The 26,759-nt window shown below is 58.8% G+C and carries 18 protein-coding genes and 1 pseudogene; 9 read left to right on the forward strand and 10 right to left on the reverse strand.

Annotated features, from left to right (window positions below; translation table 11 throughout):
• Positions 1-109: 109 nt before the first annotated feature.
• From DWW73_RS05285 to DWW73_RS05305, 5 genes are all read right to left on the reverse strand, one after another.
• Positions 110-3,328 carry an ATP-binding cassette domain-containing protein gene (locus tag DWW73_RS05285; RefSeq protein WP_369833033.1) on the reverse strand — a complete coding sequence of 1,073 codons (3,219 nt, stop codon included), beginning with the start codon at positions 3,326-3,328 and terminating at the stop codon, positions 110-112.
• A gap of 257 nt (positions 3,329-3,585) precedes the next feature.
• Positions 3,586-5,277 carry an FAD-dependent oxidoreductase gene (locus DWW73_RS05290; RefSeq protein WP_117778964.1) on the reverse strand — a complete coding sequence of 564 codons (1,692 nt, stop codon included), beginning with the start codon at positions 5,275-5,277 and terminating at the stop codon, positions 3,586-3,588.
• 226 nt (positions 5,278-5,503) lie between these two features.
• A complete protein-coding gene (locus tag DWW73_RS05295) occupies positions 5,504-6,466 on the reverse strand; it encodes a redoxin domain-containing protein (RefSeq protein WP_117563588.1) in 963 nt (320 codons plus the stop codon).
• A 35-nt stretch (positions 6,467-6,501) separates the two neighbouring features.
• Positions 6,502-7,413, reverse strand: coding sequence for a 4Fe-4S binding protein (locus DWW73_RS05300; protein ID WP_117563589.1), 912 nt, complete (start codon positions 7,411-7,413; stop codon positions 6,502-6,504).
• Positions 7,406-7,552, reverse strand: a complete 147-nt coding sequence (locus DWW73_RS05305) for a CD1871A family CXXC motif-containing protein (protein ID WP_197032826.1) — start codon at positions 7,550-7,552, stop codon at positions 7,406-7,408. The genes DWW73_RS05300 and DWW73_RS05305 overlap by 8 nt, the downstream gene beginning before the upstream one ends.
• A gap of 89 nt (positions 7,553-7,641) precedes the next feature.
• Between DWW73_RS05305 and DWW73_RS05310 the strand changes: the two genes are divergently transcribed.
• Entirely contained in the window at positions 7,642-8,316 is a 675-nt protein-coding gene (locus DWW73_RS05310; RefSeq protein WP_117563590.1) for a response regulator transcription factor, read from the forward strand.
• The gene (locus DWW73_RS05315) at positions 8,313-9,485 is read left to right on the forward strand and encodes a cell wall metabolism sensor histidine kinase WalK (protein WP_117778965.1); all 1,173 of its coding nucleotides are present in this window, start codon (positions 8,313-8,315) and stop codon (positions 9,483-9,485) included. Before DWW73_RS05310 ends, DWW73_RS05315 begins: the two co-directional genes overlap by 4 nt.
• A 75-nt stretch (positions 9,486-9,560) precedes the next feature.
• Here the strand turns inward: DWW73_RS05315 and guaA are convergent, their stop codons facing one another.
• Positions 9,561-10,541 (reverse strand): glutamine-hydrolyzing GMP synthase, encoded by a 981-nt coding sequence (guaA, locus tag DWW73_RS05320; protein ID WP_117648496.1) that lies wholly within the window; start codon positions 10,539-10,541, stop codon positions 9,561-9,563.
• Positions 10,542-10,838: 297 nt separating this feature from the next.
• On the opposite strand from guaA, the gene DWW73_RS10195 reads away from it, so the two are divergent.
• The gene (locus DWW73_RS10195) at positions 10,839-11,843 is read left to right on the forward strand and encodes a helix-turn-helix transcriptional regulator (RefSeq protein WP_199407862.1); all 1,005 of its coding nucleotides are present in this window, start codon (positions 10,839-10,841) and stop codon (positions 11,841-11,843) included.
• A 155-nt stretch (positions 11,844-11,998) separates the two neighbouring features.
• Positions 11,999-16,366, forward strand: a complete 4,368-nt coding sequence (locus tag DWW73_RS05330; protein WP_117563593.1) for a hypothetical protein — start codon at positions 11,999-12,001, stop codon at positions 16,364-16,366.
• Positions 16,367-16,541: 175 nt separating this feature from the next.
• Here the strand turns inward: DWW73_RS05330 and DWW73_RS05335 are convergent, their stop codons facing one another.
• Positions 16,542-17,102 carry a sugar O-acetyltransferase gene (locus DWW73_RS05335; RefSeq protein WP_117563594.1) on the reverse strand — a complete coding sequence of 187 codons (561 nt, stop codon included), beginning with the start codon at positions 17,100-17,102 and terminating at the stop codon, positions 16,542-16,544.
• A 234-nt stretch (positions 17,103-17,336) separates the two neighbouring features.
• Between DWW73_RS05335 and DWW73_RS05340 the strand changes: the two genes are divergently transcribed.
• Complete coding sequence (locus tag DWW73_RS05340; protein WP_055252409.1) at positions 17,337-19,334, forward strand: type IIA DNA topoisomerase subunit B; 1,998 nt, start codon at positions 17,337-17,339, stop codon at positions 19,332-19,334.
• A gap of 45 nt (positions 19,335-19,379) precedes the next feature.
• Complete coding sequence (locus tag DWW73_RS05345) at positions 19,380-21,620, forward strand: DNA gyrase subunit A (RefSeq protein WP_117563595.1); 2,241 nt, start codon at positions 19,380-19,382, stop codon at positions 21,618-21,620.
• Positions 21,621-21,719: 99 nt separating this feature from the next.
• On the opposite strand, the gene DWW73_RS05350 is transcribed toward DWW73_RS05345, so the two are convergent.
• From DWW73_RS05350 to DWW73_RS05360, 3 genes are all read right to left on the reverse strand, one after another.
• Complete coding sequence (locus DWW73_RS05350; RefSeq protein ID WP_055252411.1) at positions 21,720-23,009, reverse strand: ATP-binding protein; 1,290 nt, start codon at positions 23,007-23,009, stop codon at positions 21,720-21,722.
• A 180-nt stretch (positions 23,010-23,189) separates the two neighbouring features.
• A complete protein-coding gene (locus DWW73_RS05355) occupies positions 23,190-23,720 on the reverse strand; it encodes a flavodoxin family protein (protein ID WP_055252412.1) in 531 nt (176 codons plus the stop codon).
• 198 nt (positions 23,721-23,918) lie between these two features.
• Positions 23,919-24,479, reverse strand: a complete 561-nt coding sequence (locus DWW73_RS05360; RefSeq protein ID WP_117778966.1) for a TetR/AcrR family transcriptional regulator — start codon at positions 24,477-24,479, stop codon at positions 23,919-23,921.
• 92 nt (positions 24,480-24,571) lie between these two features.
• On the opposite strand from DWW73_RS05360, the gene DWW73_RS05365 reads away from it, so the two are divergent.
• The 3 genes and pseudogenes from DWW73_RS05365 to DWW73_RS05375 form a co-directional block, all read left to right on the forward strand.
• Entirely contained in the window at positions 24,572-25,588 is a 1,017-nt protein-coding gene (locus tag DWW73_RS05365; protein WP_055252415.1) for a hypothetical protein, read from the forward strand.
• A gap of 3 nt (positions 25,589-25,591) precedes the next feature.
• Complete coding sequence (locus tag DWW73_RS05370; RefSeq protein ID WP_055252414.1) at positions 25,592-26,290, forward strand: hypothetical protein; 699 nt, start codon at positions 25,592-25,594, stop codon at positions 26,288-26,290.
• Positions 26,278-26,759, forward strand: a pseudogene (locus tag DWW73_RS05375) (hypothetical protein); the annotation flags it as partial. The gene DWW73_RS05370 and the pseudogene DWW73_RS05375, both read left to right, overlap by 13 nt.

The following is a 26,759-nucleotide window of genomic DNA, read 5'->3' on the forward strand; positions in this document are numbered from 1 at the left end:
TATAAAGATGGAGATTCTTCGTCAAGTGTTAAGCGGGGAGCGGGGACCCTTAACGTGCCGAACGGTAATTGGGCCCCCAATGTGACAAAGGGGCAGTCCCTTTGTCACATTATTCGGAGCGTAGGGCTTCCACAGGGTCTTTCTTGGATGCGCTGCGGGCCGGCAGCAGGCCAGCGACAACCGTCAGCAACACCGAAATCGCGATGAGCACCAGCGCATCCTGCACGGGCAGGCTCATCAGATTGGGGACCTGTTTGACCGCAAGCGCCCAGGCATTGACCGGAAAACTCACGAGCACCACGACGACGATGGCGAAGACGCCAGCAATGAGGCCTTCGATGAAAGTCTCGGCGTTGAACACGTTGGCCACATTGCGCTTCGACGCGCCGATCGCGCGCAGGATGCCAATCTCCTTTTTACGTTCCAGCACGCTGATGTAGGTGATGATGCCGATCATGATGGAGCTGACGACCAAGCTGATGCTCACAAATGCGATGAGCACCAAGCTGATGGTGTTCACGATGTCGGTTACCGAACCCATGATAATGCCCATGTAGTCGGTGTACGAGATTGCCTGCTCGTCGTGGCCGGCGGCTTTGACCTGCTTGTTATACGCATCGATGTGATCGAGTACGCGCTCCTTGGCCTCAAAGTCGCGCGGGAAAATCTTAACCGAGATGGGATCTGCCTCATCCGCATAGCCCAACGTGGTCAGATTGTTATCGTAGGTGAGCTGCGACGCCTTGGCATAGCTCATCATGAGCGAACTCAGGTCCTCGGCGTCCATGTTGAAATGGATGGCACGAGCAAAGGCGCTCGCATCCACACGCATAGCGCTCGCCAGGTTGGTAAAACTCGAAGACATCTGCGTCGCCATCTGATCCATAAGCCCTGCTGCGCCCGCCTTGAGCTGGGACGATACCGTCGTCGCAATCTGCTCGCTGATCGTCTTCATGACCTGGTCCATAGCCTGCTGCAGATACGGAGCCAGCTGCTTTTGCACATAGTCGGTCATCGCGTGCTGCAGGCGCTCTACCAGGGCATCGCCGCCGAGCGCTTTGAGCTGGGCCAGGATTTGCTGGGCTACCGCATCACTCTCAAGATACGTCGAGAACGCGGCGGCGAGCTTCGACGCGTCCTTAAGATCTTCGGGCGACAGCGCCTTAAACTGATCAGACTGCAAAAAGCCCTCAAACAGTTGGTTGGCAAGCGTTCCCACCTGCTGCATTTGCTCGGGCGTGAGCTCCAGACCGTCAAAGATGCCCGAGAAATCTGGGGCCGGTGCTTTTGCCATGATGCTGCTGAAGTCGATGTCCTTGCCAACGCCCGAAAGGTCAATATCCAGGCCCGACAAATCGATGCCCGAAAGATCCATGCCACCGGCAGCACCCGAGAGTGCAGATGCATCGAACGAGAACGCGCTCTTCAACGCCGCCTCGTCCACACTGAACATGCTGCCCAGATCCACGCCCTGCTTGGCCTCGCCTTGCAACTCGTCAAAGGTCTTGCCCGTAAAGACATCCGTCTCGGGGTGGGCAAGTTGCTCCTGCACTATCTGTGAATCGGCGGCGCGCTCCATAAGCTGGCGAGTCAGCGCGTGTGTATAGGCAATACCCGGAGACAACGCGCTCGCGTTGGCCATCTCGTTCGGTCGCACCACGCCCACAATACGCACGTCAATACCGTCGGCAACCTTGGCCGTCATAAAGTCGGCATCGCCAGACATGTCGGTCCACATGCCGGTCTCTTCGTTTTTGCGATAGGCATCGGCCGGCGACAACACTTTAAACGCCGTGGACAGCGCGTCGTCGTAGGTAAAGTCGCTGCCGGTCTCGGGCGTCTCGACCTTGCCGTCGGCCGTCATGGCGCTGTTTACCAGATCGTTGAGTTCATCGATATCCAGCGCGCCGATGCTGTAGAGCGTGTAGTCGCCCACCGTTCCGCGGCTCGAAAGCACCATCACGGCCTCGTTGGCTGACGTAGGCCAATGGCCGGCAACAACATCGTACTGGCTGTCGAGCAGGCTCTGGTCGTCAATCATCTCGTTAAAGACCGAGGTTCCCATGGATTCCATGCTCACCGTCGCCGCCGAACTCGCGCCGCCGCTCATGGCCTCGGTCATAGCGTTGGGCACCAGCCGGACAGGCTTCTCATCGCCCTTGCCCGCACGATAGACAACCGGCGTCACGCCATAGCCGTACTGGATGGCATTGACCTCTTTATCGATGCCGTCGCCACCGGCATCGAGCCATGCCTTAAAGCTCGTCATGTCGTTGGACTTAACGCTCGCAAACATATCCTTTACGGCCGTGACCACAGGAATCTTATCGGTTCCCCGAGCCTTGCCGTCAGTGCTGCCGTCGGACGAGCCCTCGTTCTTGGACGTATCGTCATCCGTGGTCCCCTGTCCGCCCATCATGGACGACAGGTCGTAATCCTGCTTGGAAATCGTCAGCGGGTAGCTCGAGAGCGTATCCTCCTCGACCTTTTTGATGTAGCCGTTTACGCCGTTGGAGAGCGCCAGAATCGCCGCGATACCGATGATGCCGATCGAACCAGCAAAGGCCGTCATAGCCGTACGGCCCTTCTTGGTCAAAAGGTTTCGCGCCGAAAGCCCCAGCGCCGTCACAAAGCTCATCGAGGTTTTGCGCGTAGGCTTAGCCTCGCGACGCGCGGCATTGGCAACATCAAAGGGATCGGAATCGTCGGTGATCTTGCCGTCCGCCAGGTTGACGATGCGCGTGGCGTACTGGTACGCCAGCTCGGGATTGTGCGTGACCATGATGACCAGACGGTCGCGCGCAACGTCCTTGAGCAAATCCATGACCTGCACGGATGTCGTTGAGTCTAAGGCGCCGGTCGGCTCGTCAGCCAGCACAATCTCGGGATCGTTGATCAGGGCGCGGGCAATAGCCACGCGCTGCATCTGGCCGCCCGATAGCTGGCTCGGGCGCTTGTTAACGTGCTCGCCCAGACCGACTGCCTCAAGCGCCTTGCGTGCACGCTGGCGGCGCTCGGCATGCCCCACGCCCGTGAGCGTAAGCGCCAATTCCACGTTTTCCAAAATGGTCTGATGCGGAATGAGGTTGTAGCTCTGAAACACAAAGCCAATGCGATTGTTTCTGTAGGCATCCCAATCGCGGTCGCTGAAGTCCTTGGTCGAGATGCCATCGATCAACAGGTCGCCGGAATCGAAATGGTCGAGTCCACCAATGACGTTGAGCATCGTAGTTTTACCCGAACCCGAGGGACCCAGGATGGCTACAAACTCGTTATCGCGAAAAGACAGGCTTACGCTGTCGAGCGCTACCTGCGTAAACGACTGCATAACGTACCTTTTGCAAATATCTCTGAGATCCAGCATGGACGGCAACCTCTCTCGCGCGGGCGCGCTCGCCCGCTCCCCCGCCGTTCACGTTCGGCGCGCTTGTCCTACTCTATCCTCATTTTTGGCCGATACCAGTGAGGAATGTAACGAACCGCGCCAAAAAACGAACGGGACAGCACGCCGCATGGCGCACCATCCCGCATATAACATCCCCGATGTGACAAAGAGGCTGTCACTTTGTCACATTCCAATGCGCGCTACTTTTCGAGCCCGCACGGCATAACGTTAGCGCTGCCGCGGCGAGGCACAGTCACGGCTGCAAAGAAGCGATAGCCGCCCGAGAAGTTAAAACACTCAAAGCCATACTGCGCCAAAATGCGGCAAGCAATGTAGCTGCGAATGCCGCTCTGGCAAATCACGTAGACCGGCTTGGCCCGGTCGAGCTCGCCCAGGCGATTGCGCAGATCATCGACGGGAATGTTTACGAAACCATCGATATGCCCGCGCTCGTACTCCCCTTCCGTACGAACATCGAGCAGCTGCACGCTGCCATCGCGTGGCAAGTTGGGCTCATCCTCCCAATGCCACTGCGCCAGTATGCCGCGATTGAGGTTCTCGATCATAAAGCCCGCCATATTGACGGGATCCTTCGCCGATGAATACGGCGGCGCGTATGCTAGGTCCAAATCCTTAAGCCTATCGCCGCACATGCCTGCCTGGATGGCAGTCGCCAGAACGTCGATACGCTTGTCCACACCATCGATGCCCACGATTTGCGCACCCAGCAGGCGCAATCCCTGCTTCTCGAAGACAACCTTCATGGTCATGGGCGTTGCACCCGGATAATAACCCGCATGCGAACCGGGCGACAGGACCACGCTGTCGCAGTCAATTCCCGCCGCGTGTGCTGCCTTTTCGGATAGTCCCGTGCTTGCCGCCGTCAAGTCGAATACCTTGATAACCGATGAGCCCAACGATCCGCGGTAGCAGCTGTCCATGCCGGCTATGACATCGGCGACGACACGCCCCTGCTTGTTGGCGGGGCCGGCGAGCGAAATGACCGCGTCCTCGCCGGTCACCTGATGCGTGACCTGCACGGCATCGCCCACGGCATACACGTCGGCAGCAGAGGTCTCCATGCGGTCGTTGACCACAATAGCCCCCTTGATGCCCAGTTCGAGCCCCGCCTCTTGCGCCAGATGGCTCTCAGGTGCCACGCCAATGGCAAGCAGCACCATATCGGCTCCGATAGGGTCATCGCCCGCAACATGGGTGACAACGCGGCCATCAACTTCCTCAAAACCTGTCACATCGGCCTTGAGGCGCAGATCGATACCGTGCTCACGCACCTCGGTATGCAAAAGGGTCGCCATGTCGTAATCCAGGTTGTTCATAAGTTGGACGGGACGCTGCAGAAGGGTCACCTGGAGCCCCAGCTCGCACAGATTCTCCGCCGTCTCGACGCCAATGAAGCCGCCGCCGATCACGACGGCACTGCTCGGTCGCCGCTCTCGAACATAGCTGTGAATACGCAGCGTGTCCTCAACGGTGCGTAGGCTAAAGATTTTATCCGAGTCGATGCCCGGCAACGCAGGGCGGATCGGCTTTGCACCCGGCGACAGGATGAGCTTGTCATACGTCTCGACAAATTCCTCGCCCGTCAGCATATTGCGAACCTCGACCGTATGCGAATCGGGATGGATGGCAAACACCTCGTGACTCGTCTTGACCGCAATGCGAAAGCGATCCCAAAAGCCCTTGGGAGACTGCAGCGTCAATGCGCTCTCTTCTTCTATCACGCCGCCAATGTAGTACGGAAGCCCACAGTTGGCATACGATACAAAACCCGTGCGCTCAAAGATGACAATTTGGGCCTGCTCGTCGAGTCTGCGCAAACGTGCCGCCGCCGATGCGCCGCCCGCGACGCCTCCAACGATAACCACCTTCATAGCTAACGCACCACCTTTCCCGTGTAGCCGCTTATGCCGCCGATATTCTTGACATTGCCATACCCAGAACGCTTAAGAAAACTCACAGCTTGGTTGCTTCGCGCACCGCTCAGGCAATGCACGAAAAGCTGCGTGCCCTTTCGACGTATACCCATGATGCTACCCCGAAGCAGAAAAAAGAGTCGCTGTTTCCAGCGACTCCCCTTCAGTTGTCTGTCCCACGGACTTACTGTTCGCTCTTCGCGAGTGCCTGATCGATCAGTTTGTTGAGCGCCTCGCGCTGCTCAGCGGAGTTGATGCCGCCCATAATCGGCTCTCCCACAATGTTACCGTTCTGGTCGATCACGTAGGTGGTCGGGAACGAGTACAGGTTGGAGGTGAACTTTCCGGCCTCGCTGTCCGACTTAAACCAGATGTTCTTATACGTCACGCCCTTCTTGGAAAGCACGTCCTTAGCATCGGCCACCGCGTCTTTGTTGCCATCGAGTGTAAAGGAATTAACGCCCACGACCTGGCCGCCCTTCTCGGCAAGCTCCTTGTTGAGCTTCTCCAGATCGCCCAGCTCTCCCACGCACGGCTTGCAGGTGGTAAACCAGAAGTTCATGACGGTGACCTTGTTCTTGGAGAACAGCTCGTCGCTGTTTACATCGTTGCCGTCCAAGTCCTTGCCCTTAAAGCTGGGGAACTTCGTCTCCCCGCTCTCGCCGTTGGTCATACCCGCGGTCGAGGCATCAACGCTCTCCCCCTCGCCGGGCGTGCTGCCACATCCGGGGAACTCCTTCTCCAGCGCCATGAGCTTGTCCTCGATCTCCTTGACCTGCTGCGCGCCGGCCTTAAGCGTCTTAAGCTCGTCAGCCGCAAACTGATCCTTGGCGCCCTCGATGGTATCGAGCAAGAAGTCACCGTAGTTCTTGCCGTCCTCAATCATGGGAGTGTCTTTGTTGGCCGCAAGGAACACCTTTTCCCATAGGGCGTTATCGCTCGCAAAGATCTCGTTTTCCTTTTGCAGCAGCTGCTGGTACAGCTTGGCCGCCTCCTCGGCGCTCGACGGCTTTTGCGCTATGAGCTCGGCAATCTGCGCATCGCCGCTCGTAGCATCCTTCGCGTCGCCCTTGGGGGCAGAGCACGCCGCGAGAGTCAGCGCCAGCACGGGCAGCATCAACAGAGCCGCAATTTTTGACAGTTTCATGGTTCCTCCGTTTATATCGAAACTTATATAGGTACCTATTTGTTTTCGCAGGCTTGCGTGGACTGCGCGGGTTTGTCGCCCGTCACACCCAGCCCATAGCGAAAGCTAATAGCATCGACGGGGCACGCGCCCACGCATTTGCCGCAACGAATGCATTCGGCATGGTTGGGCGTACGCGTAACGTCCACGTCCATTTGACACACCTTGGCGCACTTGCCGCACGAGACGCATTTGCACTGGTCAACCTGGATCCCCAGCAAAGACACCTTGTTCATGAGCGCATAAAACGCACCGAGGGGGCAAATCCATTTGCAGAAGGGGCGGTAGAACAGCACGCTCAGCACCGCAACCGCAATGAGGATCGCGAGCTTCCAGGTAAAGAGCTTTCCCAGCGCGGAGCGGATTCCCACGTTCATGATGGACAGCGGAATCGCGCCCTCGAGCACACCCTGCGGGCAGATGTACTTGCAAAAGAACGGGTCGCCCATACCCACATCGTTAACCACCAAGACGGGCAGCAGCACCACGGCAAACAGTAGCACGGCATACTTGATGTACGTGAGCGGCTTGAGCTTTTTCGTGGAGAGCTTTTTGCTGGGAATCTTATGCAGAAGCTCTTGCAGCCATCCAAACGGACACAAAAAGCCGCATACAAAACGTCCCAGTAGCACGCCGATCAGAATGAGCGTTCCGGTGACGTAATACGAAAAGCTGAACTTAGACGATCCCACCACCGACTGAAACGACCCGATGGGGCACGCACCCGAGGCCGCTGGACACGAGTAGCAGTTAAGCCCCGGCACGCAGACGGCTTTGCCGGCTCCCTGGTAGATACCGCCCTTGGCAAAGTTAGGCAGGTGAATATTGGTCGCAAGCGTCGCCGCCGCCTGAATCAATCCACGAAATCGCGCTAAAAGATGCGATGCAGTGTTTTTTCTTTTATCCAATTCCGATACACTCCAAGCACAGCCTGATTGCCTTGGCCAGCACGGCATCTGCCTCGCCGCGCATAATTCCAAAGCCAACCATGGCTACCCCAACGATCAGCAAAGCCACCTGCGCCACAGGCTTAATCGCTTTGAACAATCTGACCACTCCTTTCGTTTCGCGACCCATTGGACCATACCGACTATAAAATCCGTGTTAAGCGTGAATGACTATGCAAGGAGAACGTTATGCGCATCTTGGTCGTCGAGGACGAGCGGGCGCTGTGCGATGCGATCGCACGCAGCCTGCGCAACTTGGCCTATAGCGTCGACTGCTGCTACGACGGGCAGCAGGCCCTCGATCTACTCGATGTCGAGACCTTTGATCTTGTCGTGCTCGACCTCAATCTCCCCCATGTTGACGGCATGACCGTGCTCAGGCAACTCAGGACAACTGATTGTGAGACCAAGGTGCTTGTGCTCTCGGCACGTGGCGAGGTCTCCGACAAGGTAGCGGGGCTCGATGCGGGCGCCAACGACTACCTCACCAAGCCGTTCCATCTTGACGAGCTGGCGGCACGCATACGCAGTCTCACGCTCAGGCGCTTTACGCAAAACGACGTTGTTCTAGCCTGTGGATTGTTGAGCTTTGACACCAAGGCGCGCCTCGCCTCCGTGGGCGGCGAGACCCTATCCCTCACGCGCAAGGAGACCGGCATCTTGGAATACCTGATGCTTAACCAGGGGCGGCCGGTGAGCCAGGAAGAGCTTATCGAGCATGTATGGGACAGCAGCGTCAACAGCTTTAGCAACGCGACCCGCGTGCACATCTCGTCGCTGCGCAAAAAGCTGCGCGGCGCGTTGGGGCACGACCCCATCCGCAACCGAATCGGCGAAGGCTACGTTATGGAGGACGGCAAATGAAGCGGCTGTCTCTGCAGTGGCGCATCACGCTGATGACGGCACTGCTGATATGTTCAACCTGCGTACTTATGAATTGCCTGGTTGGCTACTCCGGCATGCGCTACATGGACTCGATCGGCAATGAACTATCGGCGCACAGCAAGGTGGAGGCGGCCTCGCCCAGCTCATTTGACCCGACAAACAAAGAGCTCGACGACGCGCTGACCATCGTCGTGAACGACGCCCAAGAATCGTTTGGCGCGACGAGCTGGTATATAACTGCGGCGGTGACGCTGCTCGGCGGCGTGCTGGCCTACTTTGTAAGCGGACATGCGCTGCGGCCGTTGCGCTTCTTTGCGACGCAAGTCGAGAGCGTGCGGCCCGACAACCTCGCCGACACAAAAATCAGCGAGGACGTGCCCTCTGAACTCAGGCGCTGCAGCGCGTCGTTTAACGACATGATTGCCCGCCTTGACGAGGGATTTTCCGCACAAAGACAGTTTACGGGCAATGCGGCGCACGAGCTGCGCACGCCGCTTGCGCTCATGCAGGCCCAGGTTGAGCTGTTTTGCGCCGAGCACCCCGACGTCGACGCCGATACAGCGAGCCTGCTCGGGCTGCTGCAGGAGCAGACCGAGCGAATGACGCACATGACAAAGACCCTGCTCGAGATGAGCGAGCTGCGCAGTGTCCCTTGCAACGATGCGATTGACCTTGCGCCGATGATCAAAGAAGTACTCACGGACCTGGCGCCCCTTGCCGAGCAAAAAGACATCACGCTTACAAGTGAGGGCGACGCGCAAACGATCGGCAGCGATACGCTAATCTATCGGCTGCTGTTCAACTTGGCCGAAAACGCCATACGTTACAGCGCGCCCAACTCGACCGTGCAAATCAACGCCTGCGCCGAAGGCGACCGCGTGCTGCTACGCGTGCGCGACCAGGGACCGGGCATTCCCGAGCAATACCAGACGAGCATCTTCCAGCCCTTCTTTCGCGTCGACAAATCGCGCAGCAGGGCATATGGCGGCGTGGGGCTGGGGCTTGCACTGGTCTGGGAGATTGCCGCACTCCACGGCGGCTCCATCGAGGTCGAAGAGAGCTCGGAGCGCGGAACGACCATGCTCGTAACCCTTCCTGCACACAACATCGAAGATGTGACAAAGGGACAGTCCCTTTGTCACATCTGAAGATGCACGAAATTAGGCGAAGCGCCAGCAAAAAGCCCCCGCTTCCAAACGGAAACGGGGGCTAGGTGAGTTAGTTTACTCCCACTCGACCGTGCCGACGGGCTTCGGCGTGAGGTCGTAGCAAACGCGGCAAATACCGGGGACCTCGGCAGTCACGCGAGCGGTAATGCGCTTGAGCAGCGCCCAGTCGAGCTCAGGCACCTCGGCGGTCATGACGTCGACGGTGTTGATGCAGCGAATGATGCAGGGCCAGTCGTAGGCGCGCTTGCCCTCGCGCACACCGGTGGCGCGGAAGTCGGGTACCACGGCAAAGTACTGCCAGATGGTAAGACCTGCCTTGTCGATCTCCTCGCGCACGATGGCGTCGGCTTCGCGCAGCGCCTCAAGACGGTCGCGGGTGATGGCACCCAGGCAGCGAACACCCAGGCCGGGGCCGGGGAACGGCTGACGTTCGACCATGTTCTCGGGCAGGCCGAGCTCGCGACCGACCACGCGGACCTCGTCCTTGTACAGCAGTTTGACGGGCTCGCAGAGCTCAAACTGCAGATCCTCGGGCAGACCGCCCACGTTGTGGTGAGCCTTCACGCCGTCTTGGGACTCAAGAATATCGGGATAGATGGTACCCTGGGCGAGGAAGCTGACCTCGTCGCCAACCTTGCGAGCCTCCTCCTCGAACACGCGAATGAACTCGGCGCCGATAATCTTACGCTTGGCCTCGGGCTCCTCGACGTCCACGAGCTTGTCCAGGAAGCGGTCGGTGGCGTCAACGTAAACCAGGTTGGCATCCATCTGATTTTTGAAGACGTCGACGACCTGCTCGCTCTCGCCCTTGCGCATCAGGCCGTGGTTCACGTGCACGCAGATGAGTTGCTTGCCGATGGCCTTGATGAGCAGGGCCGCGACAACCGAACTGTCGACGCCGCCGGAAAGAGCCAGCAGGACCTTCTTGTCGCCAATCTGCTCGCGGATTGCAGCGACCTGCTCATCGATGAACACCTGGGCAAGTTCGGGAGTGGTGATACGCACCATGTCGTCGGGACGCTTGTTGGGATCCATGCAGAGCTCCTTTTCGGTTCGATGGAAATGCGCCGCGCGTATGCAGACGCACCGTCATATGACCTCATTATATGCAGAACGAGATGCGTTTCCCATCGCTGCGACAGAGCTTTTTGCAAGGGTGGCAATTTTTCCTAATGTCGAGGTCAGCTAGGCTTCGGTAGCCACCTTGGGAGCATCGCCAATAGACTCTTCCTTTATACGTTCGGCATAATCGCAGGCGATACCCACAAATTCCAGTTCCGGGCAACAGGAGTACAATTGCAGCTATTGTTGTCAGCTGTTGGGAGATGGAAGATGGACTGCGATGGCTACCCATGCGTTCCCATGCCGTTGATGTGCACTGCCTTTGTGCCGGGGCAGATTGACGCTGCGGTTGCAGGCATTTCCGACCCCGATTCGCGCGCCATTGCCACGGCAGAAGCGCTGTACTTTCGCGGACAGGCCACCCTCGCTGCCAAGACGGCGCGCCCCTATCTTGACGTCACCGATCCCGCGCTGCGCTATTCCGCATGCTTTATCTGCGGATACGCCAGTCTGTCGCTCAACCGTATCGCCGACGCCCGCCGGTGCCTTGCGGGCATCCTCGATACGCCGGCCGACGAGGAATCGCCCGCCGTCCACGCCACGCATATCCTGTTCGCCTCGGCCGCGAGCGTCCTGCTGCACTTGCCTTCCCCGTATTCTGCCGAAGAGTTTTATCCACTTGCGGCGCACCTACCCGAAGGCCTGCGACTGTTCGCCAGCTACGTGATGGCGCACGCCTTGTATCTGCGCGGCGAATACGGCCGCAGCCTGGGCATGGCGGAAAACGCCCTAATTATGAAACAGGGAAGCTATCCCATCTCGGAACTGTTCCTGCACCTGGCAGCTTCCATGGCATGCATGAGCCTCAAGGACATCGACGCCGCAAAAGCGCATTTTGGAGCCGCTTGGGACATTGCGCGCCCCGACGGCCTTATCGAGCTCATCGGCGAGCACCACGGCCTTTTGCAGGGGCTTATCGAGGCGTGCCTAAAAACGCAATACCCTGACGACTTCGCGCACATCATCGAGATCACGTACCGCTTCAGCTACGGCTGGCGGCGCATCCACAACCCCGATTCGGGCGAGGACGTTGCTGACGATTTAACGACCACGGAATTCACCATGGCCATGCTCGCCTGTCGTGGGTGGACCAACGCCGAAATCGCACGCCATATGGGAGTATCGCCGGGCACCGTCAAAAACCGCCTATCCGGCGTATACGCAAAGCTTGGCATCGGCACACGCGCCGAGCTGGTCGCGCATATGTTGCGTTAGCGACCGGGCTGCCAAGCGCATCGAACGCGTTCCGGAACCCGACGCTTCGCTCGATCAATTTGGACATTTTGACCCTTGAACGGCACTACCGCCACGGGGCGCCTTCTCGCACAATTGGATTATTTCCACCGATATTTGCGGGATGGGAGCCCAAGATGCTTGATCGCCGTTCGTTACTTGTTGCCGGAGCGTCCTCGCTAGCGAGCATCATGTTGCCTCGCGTGCCGGGAAGCGAAAATGCCTTCCTGCTGCCGTTCGCGCCCACCGAAGCCTATGCCGACGAAAAAGATCCCTTCAGGGTGCTCGTTCTCTCGCGCACCATGTTTGGTGTGGTCGTGGTCGACGTCGCCAACAAGAATATGCCCATCAAGGGAGCGCAGGTCACGCTCACGTCGCGCTACGTCGCAGGCAAGCAGCTCGCCGCCACGACCGATGAAGAAGGCACGGCCATCTTTGAGGTCGCCCCTCTTTCGGAAGGCTACGTGGACGAGGCAACGCTTCTCGACGCGTACGACTTTAACGGCGGCATCTCCATTAGCATGGCGGGCTACCGTGATGTCGAGATTCCCCTTGCGCGTATCCAGGGCGGCACCGCCATTACCGCACCCACACGTCCGCTCTCCGATGGCGAGCCGTACTTTCGACAGCTCACATTCGACGAATGGGACATCCAGTACGCTGAAGCCACGTTCATGGCATTGCCGAAGGACGACACGGCAAACGAGCAGCCCGATACGCACGCCTTTACCGTGCAGACTCATCTGCCGCAGGGCGGGCAGGCAACATTGCATATCAATAAAGTGATGCCCGCTGCGGGCAGCTCAACCGAAACCGTCACGCAGATTGGCCAGATCAAGGCCAGCGCATCAGGCGCGGATAATCTGGCGACGTTCACACTCGAAGACAAGTTTCTCGACGCGGCATCGGGCCTTCTGGAGGAAGGGTGCAAGCTGCGCTTTGTTCTCGACTATCAGGGCAAAACCTACACGCTCTCCTCCCCCATGGCCGTTGTCACTGCGCCGGCCGCAAAGGCAGAATCGGGCTCGACCACTATCGTCCCCACTACCATGGACCAAGAGGTCACTCCGTTTGATTTCCCCGCGGCGTTTCCCGGCATCGGCGGCAATAAGTTCACGTGTTGGATGCCCACATTTCCGATCCTCTTCGATTTCTCGTTTGCTGGATACGTGCTGTTTGGCGGAGGATACAAACCAGCCAGCTATATGAACGATTCGGGCAACCCTGATCCGGAATACTGGAAGAAATCGCCACGCGAGTCGGGCACCAAGCAGGCAAACCGCTATCTCGACGAGATGGAGGGGAAGTGGAATCAGTACAAGAGTATGAGTGCCGGTTCGGGCACCGATCCAAGAAACACCAAGCTCCTTCGCCACCATTGCACGCCGCTGTTCACGATGGATATCGCCACACAGCTGTACGGCTCGCTCGCCTACGATTGGGTGGGCAAAACCTGGGGTAACAACAACGACCCCGCATACGGCAATATTAAGGCCCTCTTCCAGGTAAGAACCGACCTCAATTGGACCGAGCAGTTTACCCTAGGACCGGTGCCATTTTTCCTAAACGTCAACCCCTGGGTGCTGGCGAAGCTGGCGCTCGCCGTGGGTGCCCACACGCACGGCAGCGGCGCGGCGTTTTTTAAAAACATTTCGCTCGACTATTCCAACACGTCGGGCTCGTTCACCATCCAGATCGGACTTGCCGTCACCTTTGGCGCCGGCGTTGCAGGCGTCGCTTCGTCTGCCGTGCGCGGCGCCGCATCCCTCACGCTGTTCATTGGGTACGAGAAGGCAGATGGACACCAGCTTCCGCGGCTGCGCGTAGGTGCAGACGTCGATGTCGACGTGATACTCCAGTTCGTAATGTTCAAGTGGACCACCAAGGCTTGGTCGGGGTCGTGGCCCACACTCATCGATTCGTGGAATATGTCGGTGAACAATGGCGACCAGTATGTGCTCCAACGCTCTGAGCTGGCATTGGGTGGAGATACGCCTTACACGCTGGATGCCCGCTTCGGCACGCCCGGCAACATCGAGGCGTGCGGCGTGCCGCAATTTATCGCATCGGCCACCATCGTCACCAACGCCGAGCTGCTCGCACGCGCCGAGGTTAAGGCCACTGCCGTAAACGCCGCGCCCGTTGTGCGCGATTGGGATCAAGCGGTCACGCGCATTGAGCTCGAGGCGAACGCGGAGAGCGACGACACGGGACAGGTCGAACATTTCGTCCACGCGCTGATGGAGAACGACGAAAATGCCGCACCGATGTATGAGTACACCTACATCGGTCAGTCAACGAACGCCGTTGCGGACCCCAACACCAATTCTGCCGGCGTGTCGGAGGACGAGCGTGGCGGCATAAAACCCTCGAGCGACAACGTGCTGTTTTCCGGCGTGCTCAGCGAAGCCCACATGAAGCTAACGATGATTGCCGGCGCAGAATGCCTGTTCCGTATCGCCTCGGTGCGCTACGGCGACAATGGCCGCTCGCGCCTGGTGGTGCACACAAAGGCAAACGGCACGTGGTCCGCTCCCACGCCCGTGGACTTTCCCCTTGGGTTTGGCGAGAACGACGTGGAGCGCGACGGCATATACGATTACGACTTCGACGTGGTGGAATATACGAACGGAAGAGAAAACCAGGACGCCTACGTGTTGCTGGTCTCGGGCGAGCGCCCCGAAGGCGACGCAACCCGGTTCGATACGGCAAGCACAGCCGGCATACTGTCCGTTGTGCGCCTGCGCATAAGCAACGACGGAGTTCATGTGGTGTCGCATACGTCATGGCGCAGCATCTCGCGCGGCCGCCTGCAAGAGGATGGCTACCATTGCCTGCAGTGCCCGCGCATCACGGTAGGCAAGACGCTGGTCGACGGACGCCTGTCGGGTGCCTACCTCCACCGCCGCGGAACCACCGCAGAGAAGGCGCTCGGCAGCGAGGCCGAGGTTGCGCTGGAATGCTTTACCCTGTGGTCGGATGATTTGGGCGACAGCCTGACGTTCCGCCAAGTTCTTCGCTTTCCGCAGGCACCGTCGAGTATCGAGCTGAGCGAGCCCGAGAATATCAACGGCAAAATGGTGGTGCCCGTTGCGTACGAGACCGCAGACGGTTGCGGCTGCGCATCGTACGCCGTGATCGGCCAGTCCATTGCGGGCTGGGGCGTTATGCCACCAGACGCCACGGTGCCCCATGCGGTGCCGTGGCCACAACATTCGGGCTTTTTGGCCACCGTCAACGAGCAGCTGCAGCATATTACTTGGACGCGAGGCGCATCGGCATTTGCAACGCAGCCCGTGGGTGCCGCAGGCTGTGGCCCGGCATCGTTTAGCGTAAGCAACAACGGCAGGTGCGCGCTCTATGTAGAGAACACCGATGGCAAGGTGGGACAAACCTACGACGAAGAAGGCAACCCGGTAGCAGTGATGGGCAAGCACTTCCGCATCTTCGCCAGCACCTTGGCAGGTGATCTGTTCACGGAGCCGTTCGTGATGTGCGAGCTGGACCATCCCGTCGATCAGATAACGACATTTTTGACGTCGGGAGGTATGCTCTCCGCGCTCGCCACGCACGTTGTGAGCGCGGAGCAGAGCGAGGCAGAGCTGCACGGCATCGAAGTGCCCTTGGTGGCGTGTGCCACTCCGACGGGGGCGGTCGCTACCTCGGGCGCGGTGGTGCCCGGAGCAGCAGGTGAATCCTTCATGGTCACGGTGCGAAACGACGGCAACACCTTGCTGACCGCCGGCACGATCGATCTGTACCGAGAGGGCTCCAGCCAGCCGTTCTCCAGCGCATCCATCGGATTCGGAGTGAACGCACGTATGGCATCGATCTACGATCCGGAGCTTGCCGAGGACGCTTCGGCCAACGACATGGCACACGCGAAGTACGCACTCGAGACGCTGGGCGCACGTTTTGCGACGCACCCGCTGGTAGCCGACAACGGCAACGCCGTGCTGGCACCGGGCTGCACGGCACAGTTCCGCATGAGCTTCGCCATCCCCGAGAGTTGGAGCGACGAAGTTGGCAAACGCGTAACGCTGTATGCGAAGGCACGTAATCTGGTGGCGCTCGATCCCATAACGCTCGAGGAAATTCGACCGGGCGCAAACTCGGCGCTGGGCGCCGTACTGCACGAGCTTCATGTGCCCGACGCGGCATGCGAACGCTCAGAAGCTCAGGTCGGTGTATGCGACAGCGCGGATACGACAGGACTTCACGACGCCCCGATGACAGCAGACGGCGATGGTGGTTCGAGTGGCGGCGGTGCTGACGAGGGCGGCGGCTCCGGCGGAAGCAGCTCCGGCAGTGGCAAGGACCACGGCAATAACAAGCGCTCCGGAAAAGCGGGTGCGCTTGCGGGCACGGGCGATGTCAACGCTCCCCTTACGGCAGCCGCTGCAGCACTCGCCGCGGCAGGCGCCGGCCTCGTCGCCTACAGTGCCCGCCGCACGGCGCTCGAAACCGACACCGCCAATGAGGTCAATTCGGATAAGCCTCGCTAGCTCCTAGTTACTTTTGTGAGAGGCGCCGACTCGGCTCATCGAACATCAAAATGGGCTGGTTCTGGATGCCCAGAGCCAGCCCATTGCGCATTAGATGTCGCCAGCGGAGTCGAGCTCGGCTTCCTCGCCCCGCATTCCACCGAGGACAGTGGGGCACTATCGTTTAAGGGCTTCGTTATTGCTCGATGGCCTTCTTTACGACTGCGGGGACGCCTGCCGCCACCACGTTGTCCGGAAGGTCTTCCGTCACGACGCTGCCCGCGGCAATTACGCAACCGCTGCCGATGGTAACCCCCTGCAACACGGATACGTTCGCGCCAAACCAGCAGTTATCGCCTACAACAATAGGCAGAGCCTTCTCGAGACCCAAGTTGCGGTCCTTTGCCTTTAGGGGGTGCGAAGCGGTGTAGAAGCCGCAAAACGGCCCGATAAACACGTTGCCACCAAAGGTGATAGAGCCGCCGTCCATAAAGTAGCAGCCATGGTTTACAAAGCAGCCCTCACCAAAGCTCGTCTTGCTCCCGTAGTCAAAGTAGGCAGGCGAAAGGACCGTCAGCCCTTGCGGAAGATCGGTATCGAGCAAGGATTTCAAAGCGTCAAGCTGCGCGTCGCTTCCGGGTTTTGCCATATTAAAGTCATAGCAGAGCGCCTCCGCCTTTGCGCGTTGCGCCAGGAGCTCCTCGTCAAAGTTGGCATCATGCCACTCCCCGCGCTCCATCTTCTCTTTCTCAGTCATTGCGCCCCCTCAAACAACATGCAGTCTTGATGCGGCAATTCTACCAGCCGATAAGCCACGGTTTTAACACGAGCACCACGCCGCGCAGGGAATGACCGCAGAAGCTAAAGGTCACCGACTCCGAACGCGCGTTCGATGGAATTCGTGTTAGTTGGAATCGTCCGAGGCCTGGGCTATGCTACCTTGACTATCTATATGACTACAACGCAGCAAAGGAGCATCGAGAGAGCGAGCATGGCAAAAAACACCGCAAACTATGGTAACGACAGTATTCGTCAGCTCAAGGACGAGGAGCGCGTACGCCTGCGCCCCGCCGTTATCTTTGGCTCGGACGGACTCGACGGCTGCGCGCATGCCGCCTTCGAGATCCTGTCCAACGCCGTTGACGAGGCGCGCCAGGGCTACGGCAAGCTCATCACCCTTACCGCCTTTCGCGATGGTTCCATTCAGGTAGAGGACAACGGCCGCGGCTGCCCGCTCGACTGGAACCCCTCCGAGAAGCGCTTTAACTGGGAGCTCGTCTTTTGCGAGCTCTACGCAGGTGGCAAATACAACAACAACCAGGGCGGCGACTACGACTTCTCGCTCGGTACCAACGGCCTGGGCTCGTGCGCGACCCAGTACGCATCCGAGTACATGGACGTCACGGTTTGGCGCGACGGCAACAAGTACTCCCTGCACTTTAAGAAAGGCAAGGTCGTTGGCGCCAAAAAGAAAGCGCTTGAGATCGAGCCCAGCGACGAGGACCGCACCGGCACCACCATCAAGTGGCGCCCCGATCTTGAGGTCTTTACCTCGATCAGCATTCCCCACGACTGGTATCGCGAGACCATGCGCCGCCAGGCCGTGGTCAACGCCAACGTGACCTTCCGCCTGCGCATTGAGGGCGACGATGGCGAGTTTTCCGAAGAGGATTTTTGCTATCCCAAGGGCATCGAGGACTACGTGCTCGAGAAGGTCGGTACCGACTACCTTACCGAGCCCTTCTTTATCGAGGCTGACCGTCGCGGTCGCGACCGCGAGGACCTGCCCGATTACAACGTCAAGATCACCGCGTGCATGTGCTTCTCGCGCACCTTCATGATGCAGGAGTACTACCACAACTCGTCATGGCTCGAGAACGGCGGTTCGCCCGAAAAGGCCGCCCGTAGTGCTCTGACCAGCGCCATCGATGCCTACATCAAGCAACAGGGCAAGTACAACAAAAACGAGAGCGGCATTAAGTGGCAGGACGTCCAGGACTGTCTGGTGCTGGTGACCAACTGCTTCTCCACCCAGACGTCCTACGAAAACCAGACTAAGAAGGCCATCAATAACCGCTTTATCCAGCAGGCGATGACGGCATTCTTTAAGGAGCGCCTCTCGACCTATCTGATCGAGAACAAAGACGCCGCCAACAAGATCATGGAGCAGGTGCTCATCAACAAGCGCTCGCGCGAGAACGCCGAGAAGACGCGCCAGAGCATCAAGACCAATCTGCAGCAGAAGACCGACATGGCCAACCGCGTGCAGAAGTTCATCGACTGCCGCTCCAAGGACAAGAGCCGTCGCGAGATCTACATCGTAGAGGGCGACTCGGCAGCAGGCGCCATCCGCACCTCGCGCGATGCCGAGTTCCAGGGTGTTATGCCCGTCCGAGGCAAGATCCTCAACTGTCTGAAAGAGGACTACCCGCGCATCTTTAAGTCCGACATCATCATGGACCTCATGCGCGTGCTGGGCTGCGGTGTGGAGATCAAGGACAAGCGCATCAAGAACCTTGGCGCCTTTGACCTGGACAACCTCAACTGGAACAAGGTCATCATCTGTACGGACGCCGACGTCGACGGTTATCACATCCGCACGCTTGTGCTCACCATGCTCTATCGCCTGGTGCCCACGCTTATCGACGAGGGCTACGTGTATATCGCCGAGTCGCCGCTCTACGAGATCAACTGCAAAGAGAAGACCTACTTTGCCTACACCGAGCTCGAGAAGAACGGCATCCTCAAGGAGATTGGCGACCAGAAGTGCTCGATCAACCGCTCCAAGGGTCTTGGTGAGAACGATCCGGACATGATGTGGCTCACCACCATGAACCCCGAGACGCGCCGCCTGATCAAGGTAGAACCCGAGGACGTCACCAAGATGGAGACCATGTTCAACCTGTTGCTGGGCAACGACGAGACGGGCCGCAAGCGTCACATCTCCGAGCACGGCAAGGAATACCTGGACCAGCTGGACCTGCAGTAGCAGCAAATCGATAACGACGGCCCATAAGAAGTTCAAGAGGAAATCGTGGCAAAGAAGAAGACGAAGAACCAGCCCAAGAAAAAGCAGGTCAACGCCGAGAACGTCATCGGCCTGCACTCCGAGGTCACCGACCAGCCGATTACGCAGACGCTCGAGGTCAACTACATGCCCTACGCTATGAGCGTCAACGTCTCGCGTGCATTCCCCGAGATCGACGGCTTTAAGCCCTCGCACCGCAAGCTGCTCTACACTATGTACAAGATGGGCCTGCTCAAGGGCGAGCGCCAAAAGAGCGCCAACATCGTGGGCCAGACCATGAAGCTCAACCCACACGGCGACGCCGCCATCTACGAGACGATGGTGCGCCTGGCCACGGGCAACGAGGCGCTGCTTGCTCCTTTCGTGGAGTCGAAGGGCAACTTTGGCAAGTACTATTCGGGCGACCTGAGCTACGCCGCCTCGCGTTATACCGAGGCCAAGCTCTCCCCCATCAGCGCCGAGATCTTCAAAGACATCGACAAGGACCCGGTCGACTTCGTTGACAGCTACGACGGTGCCATGAAGGAGCCGCGTCTGCTGCCCACCACGTTCCCCAACATCCTCGTCTCGGCCAACAAGGGCATCGGCGTCGCTATGGCGTCCGATATCTGCGGCTTCAACCTCAACGAGGTCTGCACCGCCACGATGCACTACCTGAAGGACCCCGACTGCGACCTGCTCGAGTACATGCCCATGCCCGATTTCTCGACCGGCGGCGAGATTATCTACCGCCGCGAGGAGATGGAGAAGATCATCGAGACCGGTCTTGGCAGCTTCCAGATTCGCTCCCGCTGGCGCTGGATTCCCGAAGAGCGCATCATCGAGGTGTACGAGATCCCCTACACCACCAAGACCGATGTCATCATCGAACGCATCGTCAAGCTCTCCAAGGAGGGCAAGGTCAAGGAGATCGCCGACATCCGCGACGAGACCGACCTTTCGGGTCTGCGCATCGCCATCGACCTTAAGCGCGGCGTCGACCCCGACAAGCTCATGGCCAAGCTCTATCGCTCGACCACGCTGCAGGATTCGTTCTCGTGCAACTTCAACGTGCTCGTCGACGGCTATCCCCGTGTTATGGGCGTGCGCCAGATTCTGCACGAGTGGGTCAAGTGGCGTATTGCGTCCACGCGTCGCCGCATTAACTTTGACCTGGGCAAAAAGTCCGAGCGCCTGCACCTGCTGCACGGCCTTGAGGCAATTCTGCTCGACATCGACAAGGCCATCGCCATCATCCGCGGCACTAAGCTCGAGGCAGAGGTTGTACCCAACCTTATGAAGGGTTTCGACATCGACGAGACCCAGGCCGAGTTTGTCGCCGAGCTTAAGCTCCGCAACATCAACGAGGAGTACATCCTCAACCGCACCAAGGACATCGCCAAGCTCGAGGGCGAGATTGCCGAGCTTGAGGAGATCCTCTCCAGCGAGGAGAACGTCAAGAAGGTCATCAGCGACGAGCTAGCAGCGGTCAACAAGAAGTACGTGATGCCGCGCCGCACGGGCAGGATCGAGCCCCATGAGGTTATCGAGGTAAGCTTGGAGCCCGAGGTCGAGGAGTACCCGGTCACCATCATGCTCTCGCGCGATGGCTACCTAAAGAAGATGACGGACCGCGTGCTCAAGAAGGCGACCACGCTCAAGTACAAGGACGGCGACAAACCCTTTATCGAGTTCCCGTCCTCCAACACCCACGAGCTGCTGGTCTTTACCAACAAGAGCCAGGTGTACAAGTGCAAGGTCGCGGCGTTTGAGGACACCAAGTCGGCCCAGCTGGGCTCGTACCTTCCGACCGATCTTGAGATGGAACCCGACGAGAGCGTCATCTGGGTCATCGACCCCGAGGACTACAAGGCCGACGTGCTGTTCGTCTTTGAGAACGGCCGCGTGGTGCGTGTCGCGCTTTCTGGATACGCTACCAAGACCAACCGCAAGCGCCTTAAGAACGCCATCTACGGCGGCAGCAAGCTGCTGTATGCGCAGGTGCTCAAGGAGGACCGCGACCTCGCGCTGGTCTCGAGCGACTACCGCCTGATGAACTTCAACACGTCGCTGCTCAAGACCAAGACGACCACCAACACGCAGGGCGTCCAGGCCTTTACGGCCAAGAAGGGCCGCTCGGTCACCACCGTCGGCACGACCGAGGAAATCCTTGGCGCCGGCGTCTCGGCCGAGAAGTTCACCGCGCAGAGCCTGCCCTCCGCCGGCGCCCTCATGAAGGAAAATGACATGCCGAGTTTGTTTGACTAAAACAACGGCGACTAAACCGTCATGGTTTTACAAAGCAGCGGGGCCCGGAGCGCAGTAAACGCTGCGCCCCGGGCCCCATGCATTACACCAGCATCATCCCTATAGACAAAATGCCGCATAAAGCGGAACAGACATAAGCCCATCATTCATTCCAAAGGGCTTAGTCGATAGCCTGATAAGGCGCACGCCCGGATGGGTCTTTTTAAGTGAGGACAGACTTCGAGATCTTGTGTTCTCCCCCGCCTTGACCTCAATCGCAGACAAGCATCCCTGCTTCTCTACTACAAAGTCGATTTCCGCACGATTATCTCGCGCCCAATAATGCAGTGGATAACCCATGGCTGAAAGCTGTTGGGCAACGTAGTTTTCGGTAAGTGCACCCATGAATGTGCCGCCGATACCGGCAAGAATATCGGCGCGTTGAGCACCGGCCTTGGAGACCAGCAGCCCTGTATCCGCCTGATAGATTTTAAAAGCAGAAGGGTTAACGAAGGCCTCTAAGGGGCTTTCGATCTGCCCGACTAGGCTGCAGCGCGCCACCGTACCCGACAATACAAGCCAATCGAGAGCATCTCCAAAGAGAGACGCATTGCCCCCCGCTCGCACTACCTTGTATTGAAATTTACGATTCTCTTTGGCAAGCTGCTGTGGAATGGAATCGAAGCACGCACGCGTCTTTGCACTCAAGCGTTCATCAGCATATTTATTGGTGTCGGCGGAATATCCGTCGAGAATAATCCGATGCTTTTCGGCCACATCAATGATTGACTGATCATCGATGTACGTTTGGACCGCCTCGGGCATTCCGCCAACAACAAGATACTGTCGATAGAGCCCAAGCGCCTTTTCATGAAGGCTTGGCGCAAGAGGACCCATTATCTCGAATGATGAGCGTATCTCGTCGACCAGCTGATCGTGCCCCATCGCCCAGAGAAACTCCTCGAAATCGAGTGGAGCCATCTCAATCAAGTCGGTCTTTCCGACGGGGAACGAATACGACTGATGGTTAATGGCAACCCCAAGAAGCGACCCGGCAGCCGCAACGTAATACTCGGGAGCATCTTCGCAAAAGTATTTAAGGGAAGTGAGCGCTTCCTCGCATGCCTGGATCTCGTCAATGAACAGTAAGGTTTTGCCAGGCACGATACGCTGTCCCGTACGAGCCTCGATCGCACGTACGATCGAATGAGGGTCAAGACCGCCCGAAAAATCCGCTCGCGCCGACCGGTCGTTCTCAAGATTAACGTAGACAACCGATTCGAAAAGATCCTGGGCGTACGTTCTGAGCAAATAGGTCTTGCCACACTGGCGCACGCCTTTGACCAGCAAAGGTTTTCTATCAGCTCTGTCTCGCCATTCCCTAAGGAGCTCGTCTGCCTTGCGACGCATACGTAACCTTCCCTCATGAACTTCTATTTGACAATATTTTAACGCGGATTAATTTGTTTTCAGTTATTTTTCTGCGTTTAAAAATTGTTCTATACGGCACTTGAGGGAATTCGCCCCTATCTCTCGGTAAGGACAGCAAGCATTTCCACCAACGCTGATTGCCATGCGTTCTTCTTGTCCTTAGGCAAGCTTGCGAGCGAGCTCTCGCACCTCTTTCAACTTGGGCGAGGATGCCATGCTGTCGCGCTCGGTCATACCGCTGATGGTGACAATGCCCTGGTCCTCCCACTTGCAGTACGCGCAGGTTGACTTGTACATAGCGATCGCCGCATCATAGACACCCTCGCTGTGGCTATCGAGTAAAAGGGCCGTCTTGGTGAACGGGAATCCCGTGGCACCGAAGGCGTACAGGCGGTCGATGGCGGTCTTTTCCTGCGCAGTGATATCAAACCAGTAGATAGGCGAAGCGAAGACAACCATGTCGGTGTCTTTCAGCGACTCAATCACGTTGGCCATGTCATCCTTCTGCACGCAGACGCCCTCATGGGCGAAGCAGTACTGGCATCCCAAGCAGCCGGCGATCTTCTTGCTGGCAACGCGGATGACCTCGACCGTATGGCCGCCCTCACGCGCGGTCTCGGCAAACGCCTCGACCATGGTATCGGTATTAGCGCCCTTACGCGGGCTGCCGCTCAATACAACGATATTCATAGGATTCCCTCTCCCTCATGCTGCAGGCGCGCAGCATGCTTTCTTGTAACCAAAACGAATGGTGTTAATCAATCGCCAGCAGGCCATATCTCTTGTTCAAGTTCCCTAAAGAAGCTCAAGACGATTGCGATTGCCTTATACAACGTCGAAAATCAAAGAGGGCCCATAGCAACGCCACCTACCTGAAATGACATGCGGTCAAGACGAGCTACGAGGATCGTGACGAGCCGATACCGCCCGCATGCCCCCTTCGGAATAGGCGCTGAGCAGCTCCTGAGCGTGAACAAACTCGGGCCCTCGCCTCCAACCGAGCAGGCGGTTGACCGCGAGATTTCCCTGGACGTTGTGGACGAAGAGCAGATAGGCGTCCTCGCGCGAAAGCCCAGTCTCCTCCATGATCGAGGGAACCATCTGCTCGGCGCCGCGCTCGACGACGCGCTGTGCCACCCGGGCGTACGCGTCGTCATCCGAGTAGAGCAGATAATAGTCATCGTTTGCCGGCGGACGCTGGCAGAGGGCACCCGCCTCCGTTCCCTCGAGCGGCGGCACCGCCGCCAAGGCCTCGTCGATAAGCGCGTCGAGCAGGGCGAACTTGTCCTCGTAGTGCAGATAGAACGTGCCACGGTTGATATCGGCGCGGCGGCAAATATCCGCTACCGTCATCTTCGCGAAGCCGACCTCGGCCAGCAGCGCGAAGAACGCCTCCCGTATGACCGAGAGTGTATAGCGTCGGCGACGATCGATCTTCCCCGCTTCCATTACCCCTCCAATTGCAACGCTCGACAATGCCCGGCAAACGCTCGTTTATCGACAGCAGGCCGAAGCTGTTCATTGCTCTTAAGCAAATCGACATGGATACTTTTTATAGACACCTGTTTATAATAGCTGAAAGAAGGTATCCAGTGACCCTGTACGAGCAGCTCGTTATCGAGCTCACCAACCGATCGTTTTCCCTTCATGCCGCCTACCGCAGCGGCAGCACGCCCTATGAGCTGAGTGACCGCGAGCCCGAGCCCTACGACCAGCAAATCGAGGACTTCGCCCGTATGATCGAAGAAGCCGATTGCGTGCTGGTGGGCGGGGCCTCCGGGCTCTCCGCGGCGGGCGGCGGCGACTTCTACTACGAGGACAACGCGACCTATCGCAAGCATTTCGGCAAATTCGCCGAGCGCTACGGTTTCAAGGGCGCTTTCGAGGGGTCGTTCTACCGCTGGCCCACCGCCGAGGCGCGCTGGGGATACCTCGCCACCTTCCTCGACACCACGCTCAACGCCCCGCTGCGCAAGCCCTACAGGGACCTCGACGCCATTCTCGCCGAGAAGGATTTCTTCGTGCTCACCACCAACCAGGACACGCAGTTTGTGAAGCTCTATCCCTGGGAGAAAGTGGCAGAGATCCAAGGCGACCACCGCTTCTTTCAGTGCTCCCGCTGTTGCACCGACGCGGTGTGGGATGCGGTCGAGCCGGTCTCCAACATGGTAGAGGCCATGGGAGACGGCCTTGAGGTTCCGACAGAGCTCGTGCCGCGCTGCCCGCACTGCGGGGCAGAGGCGTTCCCCTGGGTTCGCGGCTACGGCAACTTCCTGCAGGGCGAACTCTACGAGGAGCAGTACCGCAAGGTGTCCGAATGGCTCGACGCGCACGCACGGCAGAGGATCCTCTTCCTCGAGCTGGGTGTGGGCCGCATGACGCCCGCGTTTATCCAGGAGCCGTTCTGGGCCCTCACGGCGCAGTTACCGCAGGCCAGCTACATCGCCGTAAACAACAAGACGCAGTTTCTCCCCCGCGCGATCGAGGATCGGGGGCTCGCCGTTCGCGCCGACATCGCCGACGTGCTTGCCGACGTGCGCAAGACGCTGGGGAGGTAGCGCATGGAGACGGCGAAAGCAGTTCGCATAGGCAGGGCGCTAGCCGAAGCGGATCTTGTCATCATCGGCGCTAGCAACGGACTCGACATGGCGGAGGGGCTCAACCTTTTCTGCGCCGATGCTCATTTCCAAGAGGCGTACGGGGACCTCGCCCAGGCAGACGGCATCGGCTGCATACTGCAGGGGCTCGCTTCCCCGGATGCCAGCGTGCGACGCCGATGGGCCGAGCGGTTCCATCAAAAGGAGTATCTCGAATATGAGCCCGGCTCGCTCATGAACGGGCTGCGGCGTCTTACGGAGCACGCCGACACCTTCGTGGTCACATGCAACATCGACGGGCACTTCGCGCGCGCCGGGTTCGACGAGAACCGCGTGCTCGAGACGGAGGGGGGCATACGCACGTCGATCGACGAGCGGCGTCTCGCCCATCCAGACGCCCTCGCCACGGCCCAGCTCGAGGAGCTCGAGCGCCTTGTGCAAGCCCATCGCAACGGCAGGGTCGCCATCCTCGAACTTGGCGTGGGACTGCGCAACGGCATCATAAAGCACATGCTCGCCCAGATCGCGAACGTCTGCGAGCACGCCACCTACATCGTGTTCAACTACAGCCAGGCTATGGCGCCCGATGCATCGTGCGAGACGATTCTCGTTGACGGCGATATGGCCCCGGCTTTCGAGGAGATTGCCCAATGCCGTCTCTAGAGAGGGAAGCGTATAGGCTTCGAAGCCTTATCGACGATGCCGACGCCATCATCGTCGGCATCGGCTCGGGCATGTCAAGCGCCGCCGGGTTCAACCATTACAACCGCGCAGGCATGGCGCGCGCCGGAATGACGGACTGGCAGCAAGCCTTTGGCTTCAAGAGCCTTTTCGACGGCTTCTACCACCTCTACCCCAGCCTCGAGCAGCGATGGGCATACTATGCGCGATACATCGACTTCATGCTGCGCGAGCCGACCTCGCAGCCCTATCTCGACCTACGGTCCCTCATCGGCCATAAGGACTACTTCATCCTGAGCACCAATGTGGACACCCAAGTCGAGAAGACGTTTCCCACCGAGAGGATCTGCAACTATCAGGGAAGCTTCGCGCACCTTCAGTGCAAGCAGCCATGCTGCGACGAGCTCTTCGACGCGAGCCCCTACGTCGAGCGCATGCTCGCGGGCATGGC

This window comes from Collinsella sp. AF16-8, from assembly GCF_003462695.1.
Lineage (GTDB): Bacteria > Actinomycetota > Coriobacteriia > Coriobacteriales > Coriobacteriaceae > Collinsella.